Genomic DNA, 16091 nt, shown 5'->3' with positions numbered 1-16091 from the left:
TCCGATCCCCCCCCGACGCGTCCGCGTACGAAACGCTCTGACCGACGATCGACGTCGTCAGCAAGTCCCCCAGATCCCCGTCCGAATAAACCAACGTGCCGGTCGTCTGCGCCGCATCGCCCGCATCCTCGATCACGGTGCCCGCGGTCGTACCGGAGATTGTCGGCGTGTACAGGTTCACGACCGGAGGTTCGCTCAGACTGATCGTGAGCCAGGCGGAGTTGAGTTGGCCGCTTCCATCCGCAACCGTGTAATGGAAACTGTCTTGTGCGTTCGCCGGCAGGGTGTCGGTGGTCCGCGTGTAGGCGTAGCTGCCGTCCGGAGCCATGACGAGGGTGCCGTATAAGCCTTGAATCGTTGAGCCGACCGGAACGCCGCCGACACCCACGACGGCGAGGGCCCCGTCCGGATCGCTATCATTGGCGAGGACGCCGGTCGCCGCGTCGACGGACGCCCCTTCGCCCGAATGGATCGTCAGGTTCCGAGCGTCGTCACCGGCAGTCCCGGCGCGATCGACACGAAGCGTCAACGTCGCACTGGAGTTCGCGCCGTGACCGTCTGTCAGTGCGTAGTTGAACGTATCGTAGAGCGGCGTTCCCAACGGACCATCAAGGGTCGTCGTGATGTACTGGTACGATCCGTCCTTCGCCATCGTCAGATCGCCGTAGCGACCGTGGACCACCTGCCCGACGTTGAACCCGTCGTGGTCGACGGCGATGATCGACAGCACATCGCCGTTGGCATCGACGTCATTGGCGAGCACGCCGGCCGTTGCGGAGACGGTCAGGCCCGATGAGAACACTGTGGCGACGTCGTTGGCGGCGCTCGGTGCGGCATCACCCGTCACCGAACCGACCGGGAAGGCCACTCGGCCCTCGTTCGCGCCGATCTGGAGAAAGTGCACCAGAGGATTGAGACCCGATGCGGCGACATCGGGATTCATCGCCAGGTAGATCGCTCCGTCGAAGTCCGCACTTGGATTGCGTCCAGCTTGCCAGCCGACGCCCAGGTAATCCTGCAGCGGGTCGGCTCCGGATGCTGCCACGTCCGGGTATTGGGCCAAGTAATACGACACATTGAAGAATGCGTTGGGATTGTACCCTTCGTGCCAACCGACGCTCAGGTAGTGGCTGTAGGGATCGAGACCGCTCGCGGCCACATCCGGGTGGGCCAGGAGGTAGTACTCCGGGTCGAACCCCGTGCCCGCAATGGAATCGCCGATCGCCCCGTACGCCACACGGCCTGCCGATTTGCCGACGGTGATGTAGTCTGTCAGCGGATCGACGCCGGGCGTGATGACGGTTGCGTAGCGCAGGAGGTAGCTTTTGACATCGAAGCTCGCGCTCGGGTCGTAGCCGAGTTGCCAGCCGAACGACGACCAGTGGTCGAGGGGATTGAGGCCAGCTGAGACGAGATCGGGGTGAAGCGCGAGGTACCCCTTGGTCGAAAAATACGGGTTCGGGTCGTACCCGGCCTGCCATCCGCCCTGGGTGTAGCCGACGTCGGGGACATGGTACGATGCGAGGTACCACAGATCATCGATCAGCGGCGACCCGTCATTCTCGACGACGGTCCGGTCGAGGAACACGTAGGTGCCCATGCCGGAAATGGGCAGGAGCGTTCCGTCGCTGTCCTGGAGCGCGACGACACCGTCACGCACGACGAGTGGCGCCTCGGCGGCGTTGAACGGAAGCGTCAGGATCGTGGTCGCAAGATTGAATCCGCTACCGGACCACAACGCGCCGAGGACACTCGCAGGCTTATCCGTGTGCTCGAGCACGAAATTGGATTGGGTGAGCGTCTGCCGACCGGAAATCTGGATCTGAAAATCCGTCTTGAGGTCGCCATTGATATCAATCGCGACGACCGTTCGATCGAGGGCGGCATTGTAGGTGTACGTGATCTGGTGCGCCCGTCCCGTGAAGGCGCCGCCATCGAGCCACAACCAATCGGTGGCATGGAGTTGCTGGCTCTCCAATTCCACGAGAGAAGAAAGATCGATCTTGTCCGTCGCGGCGTTGAAGACTTTGATCCAGTCGTTTCCGTCCGCGATCGACTTATAGAGAAAGATGTTCTGACCCGGACCACCCGCGATGAAGTCGCGACCGAGACCGCCTTGGATGACGTTCAGGGCACCGGATTGAGCATTCAGGATGTCGGACCCAAGGCCCCCAATGATGTAGGCCCCTCCGAAAGACGTCACGACCGACGGAGACGCGCCGCCGCTCATCACCGACATCTGTCCCAGGTTCGGCATCGCACCGGTCGCCTCGGATCCGAAGAAGACGCCAGAGCCGGTGGTCGCGGAATTATGGGCGATATAAAGATCGGTCGGACGATCCTCCGGATCAATCGAGCCTGTGACACCGTAATCGATGACGTTGTCGTAGATGCGGACGTTCGTGATCGTTCCGACCTGATCGGCCGTATGGGTCCAGGTCGCGCCGGCGGTCACCGTGATGGTGTAGTTGCCGCCCAGGAGGACATTGTTCCGGATCGTCACGTCGTTGACGTTTCCGGCCTCGCCGGAGATGCGAATCGCATTGTTGGGCGCCACACGCGCATCGGCCGGCGTACGCCAGTCGATCACGTTGTTCTCGATCACGACCGAGCCGGTGGTTTTGCCGATCCAGATCGCGTCTGAGTGGCCGGGTGGGAAATAGCCACCACCCGCGATGTAGTTTCCGACAACGCGTCCGTTCTCGATATAGACGCCATCGACCGGTGCATTGAGGATCAGATTGTTCGATAGGGTCGTATTGATGCCATTCGAGACGATCAAATCCGGAACAGAATAGTTCCGCTTCAGGCCATCGAACGTCGAGTGGTCGACGACGGTGTTGGCATATCCAGCCATGATCGTGAGCGGGCTCTGCCCAATCAAAGCGGATGTGTCGAAGTAGCAGTTCGTGAAGGTGACGTTGTCGGCTTTGACAATGACCTGCTTTCCACGGAAGTCGATGCTGTCGAAACTGGCGCCATTCTGATTGATCTCGACCGTGATCGGAGCGCGGAACGTTACGCCATCCTGACCGGTCAGCGCACTCCAGGCGCGCAGCGCCCCGGCGGCAGACTGGCTTCCCACCGAAAAATCAGAGCCAATCGTGGCGAGGTAACTCTTGTCGACGATCGAAGCGACGTGGTCCTTCACGGATGTCGCTGCGTCAGCGCCAACCAGCGTGACACTGATCGGCTGGATCACCGGCGGTCCCGATGCTTGACCTGATGCGGCCACGTCCTGGACCACGACGTCCGAACTCAGTTTCACGCTTTCGCCTGCACCCAGGAAGCTGAGCTTCGCCGGATCGATCGCGTAGCTCCAGGTGATCGTCCCCGAGCCCCCGGAGGTCGTGGGCGTGATCGTGAGATACTGCCCGAGTCCCTGAACCTGAGCGATCACGCTGCGCTGGGCATCGGTGAGCGACTCGCTGGGCTGCGCGGAAACATCGTTTCCGAAAACGTCGAAGTAGTGGATCTGGTAGGCGCCGACACTGACTGACAGGCGATCGGTCGCATCGGGGTCCGCAATGCTGATCGTACCGCCCCGACTGATCACGGATCCGGATGCCGCCACGAGCGGCTCGTAGATCGTCGTCCCACTGGCGACACCGGTCAACACCGGAGCGTCGTTCACGCCGGTCATGTTGACAGTCACGTTCTGGACGACAGTGCCGCCCTTACCGTCGGCGATCGTAATTGCGTAGACTTGCGTCAGATTCTGACCGGCCGCCAAATAGTCGAGCGCCTTGTCGGCAACCGTATAGGTCCAGTTGATGGCACCAGCCTGACCGCCGGTCGAGTCCGAGATCAGGGTCGGAGTGAATTTTCCGATGTAACCGGCACCCACCGGCTTGAAGCTCATCGTATGAAGGTCGTTGACATCGAGATCAGTGAACGCGAACGTTCCCTGGGTTCCCAGTACGGCTGCCGAGCTCAAGGCACCGGCGGCTTCCGTGATATTCGCTGTGACCTTGGGGTCGCCGGCGCTCAGCGCCTCGATCGTCGGGGAATCATTGATGCCGCTGATCGTGAGCGTTATGGGCTTGGCAACGATCCCACCATTGTGGTCGTCCGCCTGAACTGTCGTCGTCAGGGTCAGGACATCGAGTCGGCCCAGGAAGTCCAGGGCACTGTCCGCAACGGCGAAGGACCAAGTGGCCGATCCCTTGTTGCTGCCAAGGTCCCCGAGTTGCAGCGAGAACGCCTTCGTGATCGCGAAAATCTGATCGGTCGTCAGCTTTGCAGTGAGGTCGACGCCGGCCGACGTCTTCCATTGCAGCGACTGGCTTACGATCGATGTTGTCAATTGGTCGGTGGCGTCGATGTCCGAGAACAGGACGGTTCCGCTCTTGGCGTAGCTCGTCGCGCTGCCCTCGGAAAAAACCGCCGATGTTCCGCCGCTGATCGTCGGGACGTCGTTGGACCCGGTCAGGACGACGGCGATGTCCTGCTTGGCAAGACCGCCTTTTCCGTCCGAGACAGTGATCGTATAGAGTTGCGTGACCTGCTGACCCGCAGCCAAAACATCGAGAGCCTTGTCGGCCACGGTGTAGGTCCAGTCGACCCGACCTGATCGTCCGCCGGTGGAATCCGCAGATACGACTGCCGAGACGGCGCCCGCATAGCCACCCGCCTTCGGACTCACCGTGACGGTATGGGCATCGGTGAAATCCAGATCGGAGAAGCCGATGTTTCCCGTGCGCACCGAAACCGTGCCGCTCCCGGTCATCCCCGCAGATTCGGAGACCGCAGCCGTGATCGTGGGGTCGCCGTTGGCAACGGCCGCAATGGTCGGCGCGTCATTGGTACCGGTCAGTGTGACGACGACATTCTGCGCTGTGATCCCACCGTTGCCGTCAGAGGCCTGAACCACCGACGTGACCGTGATCGTTTCGCCCGCAGCAAGGAAGTCGAGGCTGCTGTCGCCGAGCGTGTAGGTCCAGCTCTGCGACCCACTGTTGCGCCCGAGATTCCCGCCGGGAATGGTGAACGCCTGGAGAAGACTGGCGCGCTGCGCGTCGCTCAAGCTTGCCGTCAGGTCAGCTCCGGCACTCGAACGGTAGGCCACGGACTGGCCTGCCAGCCCGACGGTGATTTGGTCGGTGGTATCCGCGTCCGAGAACCAAAGGTTGCCGCTGCGCGCGTAAGTCGAAGCGCTGCCCTCCCTCAGCGTTAAAGTGGTTGTGCCGGAGATCGTGGGCGCGGAGTTGGCCATTTGGTCCCTTCAACGAGGCGGAAACTGGCGGAGCGACCAGGCGGGCCCTTAAAATTTCGGTAACCGACAGACTTGAATTTGTGAAGAGGGCTATTTGTCCTAGCAGCATCGCCCATCTGAGAAGTTTGCAGATGAGTTCGGAGCAGATTTACAAGCGCCGAAATGCAACCAAGCTCGAAATTTCTACGTAAGCAGTCCGCGGATCATCGATATTTTTGGTGATCGTCTGAGGGCGAACGGACACTTTCCGACGATCAAGAAATTTTGATCGACGACTTCTGAGTTCCCAGGCTTGACCAGTGAACTGTCCTGGACATCGCGTTGAACCATTCATGCTCACCAAACTTCTCAGCCAGCAAAAAATGTCAGCGAGATGGCAAGCAATGCCCAAGGGCGTGAAGTCGATTTGCCCTAACGGGCCAAACGCACGGATCGAGGCACGTCGAGGAGGCTGCCTCTGCGATCGCGCCGACTGCCTCGATCATGGTCAGTGATCGGCCACACACCACTATCCGGGCGGCCGCTCAGGCCGCGCGCGAACGGACGCGATGGCGAAGAAAGGCCAAGGCCGAAAGAACCATGATCACGAGGGCCGGCATCCCCGCGCCGGCGACCGGACCAGGAACCGTAGCGACCGGGGCCGGGGACGATCCTCCGCTCGTCGAGCCTCCGCCAGAAGGCCCCCCAGTCGGAATGCTGCCGATCGGCGAGAAGAAGCTCGGCGCGCGGGCAGTAGGCGCAACCGACACGAGCCTGATGGCGAAGCCCGTACCTCCGCCGGCCGCCTGAACAACGCCCTGCGGCACGGAGTTTTGCCCGCCGCCGATCAGGCTCGCTTCACCACCGCCGAGCGGTGACGAAGCCGCCGCAGGAATGCTGACGGCCGTGGTCGGGATTTCACCCACCACCGCCTTGAAGGCTTCCGTCAACTCGGGGCTGCCTCGGGAGAGAAGGGCCAGTTGCAGCTGTTGAGCGAGCTCAGGCTGCGTGCGCGCACATGCGAGAGTCGCCTGGCCCAGGCCCGCGCCCATCGCGGCTCGCTGATCGCCATTGGCCGCAACGCCCAGCGAAAGGATGACATCAGCGAAGTCCGTATTCGCGAGGACGAGTTCGCGGGTCGAGCGAGCGAGGGCGCCACCCTTCGCATCACCCTTGAGGATCGAGAAGGGATCCGCCTTGAATGCGTCGCTGTCGGCCGATGATGCCATGCCGAAGGCGGAGCTGCACGAAGCTGCCGACGCATCCCCACCCATCATGATCGACAGCACCAACGCAGCGACCGGAACGACGCGCATCACCGAATTCCATTGTTCAGCTTCTAGCCTTCAGCGCTGTTAGCAAACCATTAACCCATCATCAATCGATCGATCCTCGAAAGATGTGAGATTTCGCCTCGACTCCACGACAAGGTCCGAACGTTGTAAAAATTCATCCTTTACGCACCAAGGGGCGCCGGGAAGATCGGGATTAGAATCGCGAGCCTCGAATATCACTACGAAAAGAAGCGCTGGCCGATGCCGGGCCTTTCGAGGCGCGATGTCGTGTCCGATTGGATAGGAACCCCGGGGCAAGATCGGGTTGAGATTTGGACGGGATCCAGCTCGATGTTTGGTCTGTGTAGTTGGTGGAGCGGGTTTGACCTGTAGCAATCAGGCTCGGCAGACCACGTCATGCAGACGGCATCTCAAAGCGTGAGACTGCGTAGGGTCTAAAGCTGGCGGCTGAAGTCAGGAGCGCTCCACCAACAGCGGCAGGTGCTATCGCGGCTCGTCGGAGCTGGCGTAACGACTGCGCTTGCCGGTAGCGTCCGCGAGGACGCTGAGGGCGGCGAGCCGCGTCGCGGTTCTGCAACGGGGATCGTCGTGGGTCTGGGCGGCGGCATGGTGGGGGACGAGCGGTCGGTCTGGGCGCCGGCCATGACCGATTCCGATTGGCGAAGATGGACCGACGGCACGGGTGCCGCTCCCGAAAGAGACGACATTGCCGATTCCACAACGTGATCGAATCTGATCGATCTGCATCTCATGGATGCAGTCTCTCAGACGACGACGAACGAACCTTTCTTCTGGCTACGGCCGTACGCATCTGTGCGGCACGCGGGAGAGCTGCGTTTTCCCATCCCTTGCCAGTGGTGACCGAACCCCTGATCGATGATCAGTGCCCAGGCTTGGACCTTTGATTCCGAGCTTGACGTTGAGCGACGTCATCGCGTATAGCTCAATCTATGCGTCTCATAAGTATTGCCTCAGTTGCGTTGATCGTCGGCAGCCTTCCAATGACTGGGGTAGCCGCTGATTTCACTGCGCCTGACGTTGCACGTCGCTCGACCTATTCGGCTCTTGGTATCGACTGCGATCGAATGCATTGGGACGATGTGGTGGTTCGTGTGGATCGCCGCCCATGGTATCGGGGATATCCCCTCTGTGTAGAACGCGATCGAACATATGATCGCCGGCCTTACTATGGATATCTAGGGATAGATCGTAAAACCCGGCGGTTAACCCAGTATCGCGAAGTTCCAGATCGTCGCTATGAAGCTCAATGATGTTGCAAGCCAACTGTTTTAGGCTTCGCCTCGTTTGCTCGCGACATGAAAAGTGCTCGATACCCGTTTTCCGATTTTTATATTTGGCTGCCGGATATCGGGCGCTTCGGGTTTAACCCTTTCCGTATCGTGCTGCGACGAAGACGTTGGCGCGCTCGTCCGATGTGACGGTCTCGACGAGGTGTCCGATGGGCGATCACACGCCCTCGATGGGGCGTTCGGAACCCTTGCGCGGCAGCGTCTTGCGCTTGGCAAACGCCTGTTCGATCAGGTTGAGATCGGGCGCGCAGGCCGGCACGTAGAGCAGTCGCTTCACCAGCCGCCTCGATGCGCTCGCGGATGCTGCCGGGCTTGTGAGCCGGCAGGGTGTCGCGCACGATCGCGTCACCCTGCTTCAAGGCCTGCACCGTGGTTTCCTCGCCAGGGCGCTGGAAGCGGGCCCGATCATGCGTCGAAGCGCACGGTCGCCGTTAAGCCCCTGGCAACAGCTGTACTGTCACGCCCTTCCAGTCCCGCTCGTCGGCGGCACCGCTGTTTTTACGCGTGACGCCGTGATGGTCGACCATGGCGCGCGCAGCAGCGGGCCAAGCGGCTCGCCCCGATTCGCAGGCCAGGGTCGGTCGGGCGCACAACGCATGCAGGACCTGTTCAGGCGTTGCCAGATCGAAACGGGTCGGCCCCGGTTGCGATGATGTGCGAGCACTGATGACCGTCCATGAGCTTGGCCCAGGTGCGTCCTCGCCGCATGATGGTCGCGTGCCAGCACACGACGCGTTCACGCAGATCGGCTGACAGAGAGCCTACGGCGCTGCTCCTGGACAATAAGGCATCGGATCACATCGGAGCCGCCCTCAGGATCCCGAACGATCCAAGCCGATGGCACACCTCTCCGACAGATACCGGTCAGGTTCGATGGCGAGGGCGTTCAGGCGCGGCAGCGGCGTCCGGGTCGCTGACATCATTAGGTCTGCCGAGACCCACCTTGGGGAGCCGCCAACGGGACGTTTTATGGCCGGATCCCGGACTGAACTCCGCTGCGATGACGTCCGATTCAAATCGGAGGTGGCGCTTCAATCTGAGCAGAGGCTTCTCGATCGTATGCCAGGAGAACGCGGCGAGAGCGGCCGTGGCTGCCAGCGATAACAGAAAGTGCGGCACCCATCCGTGAGACTGCGGCACCAGGGCATACACCGTTTGCTGGATCGGGAACGCATACAGATAGATTCCGTACGAATAATCGCCAGAGAAGATCAGCGGAAGCTTTTTCGGACGAAGCAGACCGACGTAGGCGGTCGCATAGGCAACGAACAACGGAGAAAGAAGAATTGCCGACTTCGACTTTATCATGACCAGAGACACGGCGAAGGCGACGACAAACAGGCGAACGTCGGACGGTATCCGGTATCGGTACTGGTAGAGGCACACGCCTGCAAGGAAATAGGCAACCAAGAGGCGTCCGTTCAGTGCATCTGGTCCGATCGGTTCATAGGCGCCCATGAGCAAGCGCGTTCCGAGAAGCCCGGACCAGAGCACCAATGCGACCAGAGCCGCTGGCCCACTCCCACGCAGTCGCAAAATCCAGAGCGCTGCCAGTGCGATGTAGCATTCCAACTCGAAGGGTACGGTCCACAGGGATCCATTCACGATGGAAGGGATCGGGTTCGACAAGAACACACCAGGAAGCTGGAAGTGAATCAAGCCAACGATATTTAGAAAGTAAGAAATAAACTCATAATCCGTAAAGTAGGATTGAATGTTGAACGAGGTCATGATCGGACCGAGCACCAACGCCGACAGGCAGATCTCAACAGCCAGGGCCGGAACCAATCTCAAGATCCTCAGTCCGAGAAATTCAATGAGCGTTCGGCTGCGCACCAAGCTGGATGCAACCAGGAACCCGCTGAGCGCAAAGAACATAGGCAAGATGAGGAATGTCAAATGCCCGAGCGGGGAGCCCGCAAGGAAAAAAGATTGATCTCGACCATAGACGATGCCAGCACTATGCCAAGCCAGAACACTGATGGACAAGAACAATCTCAGGTAGTCGAAGCCGGATGTGTTTCCGGATTCGGCCAACGATCCCAACGTATCTCTAGTTCTCATTTGCTTGAATCGAGAACGCTGGCTCTCGCTCCTGAATGTGGATGGGAGGGGCTATTCAAAATCAACACTTTGTCAATCGAAACCAACATACCTGGTACATTTATTTTGCATAACGATCCGAGTCCGTGTGGAGACGAAAGCTCTGAAATCTGTGCAGACACCTCATAGTCGGAAGTGCATACCACCGACAAAATTTTTAAAATTTATGAAAATAGTTGGATATGTTATTCGCTTACTCTAGAACTTAAATTTTCACGGGACATGTCATTGTGCTTTCCAGGCGATGTTCGATTAATTATTTGCAAAACTGTGCTTTTTTGCATTGCCAGATCGCCAATCTGCGAGGTTACGCAATGTAATGATTTCTGTACGCATCGTGGTGATCCTAAGTATTTCCAAGCGAAGTTATCCGCCACTCTCGACACTGTTCCAATTTCAATTCGAGCGATTCGCGGCGCGCGCGTGCAGTGCACCCAAACCCATTTCGCGACGGAATCCAAATCGTGAGTGCCGTCGCGGCTTTCGGCTGGTCTGGCCTGAGCCCCCCTGAGGGCACCGGGACATGAGCCCGAGAGCGTGGGCCAGAGCCTGTCTTAGCGGGTCGGCAGGGACTGCCCGCAGATCAGGTCCAGTCAGTGCCAGCCTTGCCTGGATGTGTCGCGCGGAGCCAATTGCTCGGATCGTGGGCGAGCAATTCGGTCGCATGACGCATTGGAGGGCAGCCGTTCTGTCATCGAGCAAGCGGCGCCTTTGGCGTCGGTCGAATTCACGATATGCTGGCGGAAGACAATTGGAATCGACGCGAATCGTGGATCCGCCTCCGACCCTGTGGCCGAGAGACTGGTCGGCCGATTTCGACGCCGCGCGCGTCATGCGGCCGGTTGAAATCCTACGCCCGCACGTCGATGGAATGCTGGTTGCTGCCGAAGCAACGCACAGATGCGGCTACGATGTTCTCCTGATGTCAGAACCACTCTCCATATGCTCGTGCCGATACACGAACTCAGATTTTCGATAAGCCGAGAATAAAAATGGCAAAACCGACGTCAAACGTAGTTACTCTTCCAATCATTCTCCGCAATAAGGCGCGCAGGCTGATTATTAAATTGAGATGGCTGTATCTCACAAAAATCTGGAAAATGAATATTCACCCTCTCACGTTGATATCGACCAAGGCCTACTTGGACCATTCAAATCCGAAAGGGGTCTATATCGGAGAGGGTACGGCGGTCTCTTTCGGAGCCACGATCCTATCGCACGATTACATCCGCAAGATGCACGTGGACACCCATATCGGAAGATTCTGTCAGATCGGCGCGCGGAGCATCATCATGCCCGGGATTACGATCGGCGACCATTGCATCGTCGCGGCGGGTGCCGTCGTCGTCAAGGACGTTCCGGCCCGATGCATCGTCGGAGGAAATCCGGCCAAGGTGTTGCGCGAGAACATCGACACCATCCATTGGGGTCGACTCGCTGAGTATGACGATGGCACCTTCTGACGCTGGTGCACTTCGCATCGTCCCGTAGGAAGACGACGATCAGGTCGGGCCACCCGTTCGCCCCGCTTCGCCGATTACGTCAGGTGCCACGAGCCATCTGAGTGTCGCCGGAATGCCGGTTCCGAGACCAGATCAGCGCTTGCCGCATCGATCGGGCTTGGCCCCCGCCAGGCTGGAGCCCACCGTTGATCGCGTGCTCGTCCCGCGGGATGAGACCGCTACGCGGCAGGGCTGGGATATCGGCGAGGTCCAGGGTCAGTCTTGGACGGGGGCCGGGTTGGCCATGCCATTGGCGAGTTGGTCCGCCGGAGTCTCGCTCAGAGTCCGGGTAACGCCCTCGCCGTGGCAGGGATGACCGCCGCGCCGCCCCCGTTATGGGACGGAGGTCGAACGCGTCAAGGTTGCGGAAGCGGTCTGGGTCGCAGCCCTCGGGCGCGCGCAGAGGCACGGATCGCGGTGGTCCCGTAGAGGTCCGGCAGAACCCAGGTGCCGGCCTCGAAGTGGTGCCCGCACCAGGCGAGGCGCTTCCGCACGCGGCCGCCGATGACCGGGATGAAAGGATCGACGCGACCGACCTGGTCGGCGTCGCGCGCCAGCTCGGCGGGCTGTTCAGCGCAACCGGACCGTACGTACCATCCGCCTCAGGGGCCGCCGCGCCCGCCGACGGCGCCGAACACCTGCCTAGTGGAGTAGCTCGCCTCGTCGGAGGCGAGCAACACGTAGATGCCGGCGAGCTCGGCCGGCTGACCCGGCCGCCCGATCGGTGTGTCCTTGCCGAAATTCGGCAGCTTTTCCGGTGGCTGCCCACCGCAGACCTGGAGCGAGGTCCAGAACGGTCCCGGAGCCACCGCATTCACCCGGATGCCGCTTTCCGCCAGCTGCTTGGCCAGGCCCTTCGAGAAGTTCACGATCACCGCCTTGGTGGCCGCGTAGTCGAGCAGGGTCTCGGAAGGCTCGTAGGCGTTGACCGACGCGGTGTTGATGATCGCCGCGCCGGGCCCGAGATGGGCGAGGGCGGCCTTGGTGATCCAGAACATCGCGTAGACGTTGGTCCGGAAGGTCTGGTCGAGCTGCTCGGTGGTGATGTCGAGGATCGAGACCTGGGACTTCTGGTAGACCGCGTTGTTGACGAGGATATCGAGGCCGCCGAGTTCGCGCGCGGCGTCCGCCGCCAGACGCCGGCAGAAGGCCTCGTCGCGGATGTCGCCCGGCAGCATCACCGCCTTGCGGCCGGCCTGCCGGATGAGTCCCACCCCTCGACCGCATCCGGCTCCTCGGCCGGCAGGTAGTTGATGGCCACGTCCGCGCCCTCGCGGGCATAAGCGATGGCCGCGGCACGGCCGATGCCCGAATCGCCGCCGGTGATCAGCGCCTTGCGGCCGGCGAGGCGCCCGGACCCCGTGTAACTGGTTTCGCCATGGTTCGGGCGCGGCACCATCCGACCCGCCAGCCCCGGCCAGGCCTGCTGCTGCGTCTCGAAGGGGGTCTTCGGATGGCTGCGCGGCGGGTTCGGGGCGGTGTCGGTCTGCGCGACCTGTTCCTGTGCCCCCGCGGAATGTTCCAGGACGGCCACCATGCCGGCGGAGAGGCCGCCCAACGAGGGCGCGCCGCGAGGGATCGGTCTTGGTCTCTGTCATCAGGACTTCCGCTGCTCAGCGGGACGGCGGCTGGAGGCGCCTACTGGGTCCGGGTGGAGGCGCTCACCCGCCAGATCGTCTTGCCGACGTCGTCCGAGACCAGCAGGGCGCCGGTCTTGTCGAGGATCACGCCGACGGGGCGTCCCTGGGCCTTCTCGTCGGCGTTGAGGAAGCCGGTCAGCGCGTCGACCGGCTGCCCGCTGGGCTTGCCGTCCTGGAACGGCACGTAGATCACCTTGTAGCCGCTCTTCGGCCGGCGGTTCCACGAACCGTGCTGGGCGACGAACAGGCCGCTCGTCCAGGCCTCCGGCAGGTGGCTCCCCTGCGAGAACGCGATGCCGAGGGAGGCGGTGTGGGTGCCCACCGCATAGTCCGGCGCGATCGCCTTGGCGACGAGGTCGGGCCTCTGCGGCTCCACGCGCGCATCGACATGGTTGCCCCAGTAGCTGTAGGGCCAGCCGTAGAAGCCGCCCTCCTGCACGGAGGTGACGTAGTCGGGTACGAGGTCGCTGCCGATCTCGTCGCGCTCGTTCACCGCCGTCCAGAGCTTGCCCGTCACCGGCTCGAAGCCGAGGCCGTTGGGGTTGCGCAGGCCGGTGGCGTATGCGCGCATCTGCTTGCTGGGTATCGTGTATTCCCAGATCGCCGCGCGGCCGGTCTCCTTGTCGAGGCCGTTCTCGCCGACATTGCTGTTCGAGCCGACGGTCACGTAGAGCCTCTGCCCGTCGGGGCTGGCGATGACGTTCTTGGTCCAGTGATGGTTGATGCCGGACGGCAGGTCGACGACCTTCTCCGGCGTCGCGGTGATCTCGGTCTGGCCCGCCTGGTAGGGCACCTTCACCAGCGCATCGGCATTGGCGACGTAGAGGTCCGACCCGACCAGCGCCATGCCGAAGGGCGAGTGCAGGTCCTTCAGGAGCACGTGGCGCTCCTCGGCGACGCCGTCGCCGTTCGCGTCCCGTAGGAGGACGATGCGCTCGGGGCTCTTCACGCCGGCGCCGGCCAGGCTCTTCACCTTGTCGGCCACCCAATCCGCGACGCCGGTCGAGGGGTCGTCGGTCTGCGGCTTGTTGGCCTCGGCCACGAGCACATCCCCGTTGGGCAGGAGGTACATCCAGCGCGGATGGTCGAACCCGTCCGCGTAGGCCGCCACCTGCAGACCATCCGCGGCCTGCGGCTTGGTGCCCTTCTCCCAGCGGGCGACGCGGGCGATGTTCACGGTGGGCATCAGGGTCGGGTTGGGCGCCGGCAGGGTCGGGTTCGCGCCCTGTCCGGCCGAGGCCTCGAGCGTGGCCTGCTCGGGATAGACGACGAAGCGCACGAAGGCCGCGCCGCCGAGGAGAACGACGGCCAGGGCCGCGAGGCCGAGTTTCGATCGGGTCCGCATGGGGATCTCGTCAGCTGGCATGGGGCGCGGGGCCCAGCGGGCCCCGTCTCATCGGAACAAGCGCCCGAGACCGGTTTTGGCTCCCTCGGCGCGGGTGGCGGCTCCGGTGCGGCGCCCCCTTGCGCAGGCTCCGTGGCCTCCGCTTGAATGCGGCCCGTGACCCGGCGGATGGACCCATGCTCAGGCGCTCATTCCTCATCGCGGCCACGGCGACGCTGGTCCCGTCCGAGCGGGTGCGATCGGCCGGCACGCCGGGCGGGCTCGTACTGGCGACGGCGACGCCCGGCGGCTCGTTCCCCGCCTTCGGCCAGGCCCTGGTGGAGGCGCTCCGCACGGTCGATCCCGCCCTGTCCATCGCCCTGCGGCCCTCCAAGGGCTCGGCCGAGAATGTCGGTCTCCTGAAGGGCGGCTCCGTCGATCTCGCCCTGGTCCAGGGCGACTACGCCTATGACGCCCTCAGGGCCGAGCCCGAGGCGGGGCCTCGGATCACCGTGGTCGCGCCGGTGAACGCCTCGCCGGGCCTCTTCGTCGTTCCGGCGGCCAGCCCGATCCACGGTGTGCCGGACCTGCGGGGGCGGCGCGTCGTCCTCGGCACCCACGCCTCCGGCCTCACCGTCATGGGCCGGACCGTCCTGACAGGTTCGGGCATCGACCCCGACCGCGACATCGAGCCGATCCTCCTCGACCGTGCCGGCGACGGGGCGGTCATGGTGCAGGATGGGCGCGCCGCGGCGCTCTGGGGGGCGGGGCTCGGGTGGCCGGGCTTCCGGACGCTGGCGGAGGCCCCCGGCGGCGCCCGCTTCTTCGGGCCGGCCCCGGACGCGATCGACCGCATCCTGGCACGCGGGACATCCCTGCGCCGCCGCACCGTTCCGGCGAACGTCTTCGCCGGGCAGCATGCGCCCATCGAGACGGTGGGCTCCTGGAGCTTCGTCCTAGCCCGGCCGGACATCGACGGCGCGCGGGTGGCGCGCTTCGTGGCGGCCCTGGCGCGGAGCCAGGCGAGCCTCGCGCGAAGCGACCCACAGGGCGGCGACAGCGACCCGCGCAACCTGGTCGAGGCCGTGCCCCGGGGCTGGCTGCACCCGGCGAGCGCCGCCTACCTGCGCGACATCGGTGCCCTCCCCTGAGGCGAGGCGCAACCTTCCCGCCCGCCGGCCGGTTGCGCTGAGCGGGCGGGGGAACGATCATGCGGCAGGCCATCCTGGGAATCGCCCTCACGCTCCTCGCCGGCCCGGCCGGCGCGATCGAGGTCTCCCGCAGCCGCGACATCCCGGCCCCGGCCGCCGCCGTGTGGGCGCTCATCGGCGGCTTCTGCTCCATCGCCCTGTGGCACCCGCAGGTGGTCGCCTGCGACTCCTCCGGGACCCGGGACGACGCCGACCGCGAGGACAACGAGCCCGTCCGCCGCCTCGTCGTCGCCGGAGGCCTCGGCACCCTCGTCGAGGCCGAGACCCGGCGCGACGAAGCGGGGATGAGCTACAGCTACGCCTTCATCGAGGGCCCCCTGCCCGTAGGGGCCTACAACGCCACCCTGCAGGTCCGGCCGAACGGCACCGGCGCGACGGTGGTGTGGAGCGCCACCTTCGACCCGGCCGGCATGGGCGAGGCCGAGGCCCGGGCCGACATCGAGGGCGTCTACGACCAAGGGCTCGACGGCATCGCCCGGGAACTCGGCGCCCCGGCGACCAGGCCGCGATAG

General features: G+C 63.1%; 7 protein-coding genes and 2 pseudogenes. 3 read left to right on the top strand and 6 right to left on the bottom strand.

The features are described 5' to 3' along the window. The 4 genes and pseudogenes from ASF20_RS18680 to ASF20_RS18670 all read right to left on the bottom strand — a co-directional run. Positions 1 to 5215 (bottom strand): VCBS domain-containing protein (locus ASF20_RS18680; RefSeq protein ID WP_156648122.1); only part of this gene is annotated, 5215 nt, incomplete at its 3' end. A 524-nt stretch (positions 5216 to 5739) separates the two neighbouring features. Continuing rightward, a complete protein-coding gene (locus ASF20_RS18675; protein ID WP_056276599.1) occupies positions 5740 to 6510 on the bottom strand; it encodes a hypothetical protein in 771 nt (256 codons plus the stop codon). 1479 nt (positions 6511 to 7989) lie between these two features. Next, positions 7990 to 8200, bottom strand: a pseudogene (locus tag ASF20_RS25085) (transposase); the annotation flags it as partial. Positions 8201 to 8663: 463 nt separating this feature from the next. Further along, the gene (locus tag ASF20_RS18670; RefSeq protein ID WP_210166848.1) at positions 8664 to 9836 is read right to left on the bottom strand and encodes an acyltransferase; all 1173 of its coding nucleotides are present in this window, start codon (positions 9834 to 9836) and stop codon (positions 8664 to 8666) included. A gap of 1058 nt (positions 9837 to 10894) precedes the next feature. On the opposite strand from ASF20_RS18670, the gene ASF20_RS18665 reads away from it, so the two are divergent. Beyond that, positions 10895 to 11365, top strand: coding sequence for an acyltransferase (locus tag ASF20_RS18665; protein WP_082501434.1), 471 nt, complete (start codon positions 10895 to 10897; stop codon positions 11363 to 11365). A gap of 641 nt (positions 11366 to 12006) precedes the next feature. Here the strand turns inward: ASF20_RS18665 and ASF20_RS18660 are convergent. Together ASF20_RS18660 and ASF20_RS18655 are read right to left on the bottom strand one after the other, a co-directional pair. Beyond that, positions 12007 to 12941 (bottom strand): annotated as a pseudogene (locus ASF20_RS18660) (SDR family oxidoreductase). 101 nt (positions 12942 to 13042) lie between these two features. Then, positions 13043 to 14389, bottom strand: coding sequence for a sorbosone dehydrogenase family protein (locus ASF20_RS18655; RefSeq protein WP_056276594.1), 1347 nt, complete (start codon positions 14387 to 14389; stop codon positions 13043 to 13045). Positions 14390 to 14565: 176 nt separating this feature from the next. Between ASF20_RS18655 and ASF20_RS18650 the strand changes: the two genes are divergently transcribed. Continuing rightward, a complete protein-coding gene (locus tag ASF20_RS18650; RefSeq protein ID WP_056276591.1) occupies positions 14566 to 15519 on the top strand; it encodes a TAXI family TRAP transporter solute-binding subunit in 954 nt (317 codons plus the stop codon). A 59-nt stretch (positions 15520 to 15578) separates the two neighbouring features. Next, a complete protein-coding gene (locus tag ASF20_RS18645) occupies positions 15579 to 16091 on the top strand; it encodes an SRPBCC family protein (RefSeq protein ID WP_056276587.1) in 513 nt (170 codons plus the stop codon).

Origin of the sequence: Methylobacterium sp. Leaf88, from assembly GCF_001422795.1 — a bacterium.
In the GTDB taxonomy this organism is placed as follows: domain Bacteria; phylum Pseudomonadota; class Alphaproteobacteria; order Rhizobiales; family Beijerinckiaceae; genus Methylobacterium.
The sequence above is the reverse complement of the archived record's forward strand: the minus strand, read 5'-3'. Positions and strand labels throughout refer to the sequence as shown.

Bases quoted from the DNA above. Each gene is read 5' to 3' on its own strand.
- ASF20_RS18675 (WP_056276599.1), bottom strand. From the start codon at position 6,510: ATGCGCGTCGTTCCGGTCGCTGCGTTGGTGCTGTCGATCATGATGGGT.
- ASF20_RS18665 (WP_082501434.1), top strand. From the start codon at position 10,895: ATGGCAAAACCGACGTCAAACGTAGTTACTCTTCCAATCATTCTCCGC.
- ASF20_RS18655 (WP_056276594.1), bottom strand. From the start codon at position 14,389: ATGCGGACCCGATCGAAACTCGGCCTCGCGGCCCTGGCCGTCGTTCTC.
- ASF20_RS18650 (WP_056276591.1), top strand. From the start codon at position 14,566: ATGCTCAGGCGCTCATTCCTCATCGCGGCCACGGCGACGCTGGTCCCG.
- ASF20_RS18645 (WP_056276587.1), top strand. From the start codon at position 15,579: ATGCGGCAGGCCATCCTGGGAATCGCCCTCACGCTCCTCGCCGGCCCG.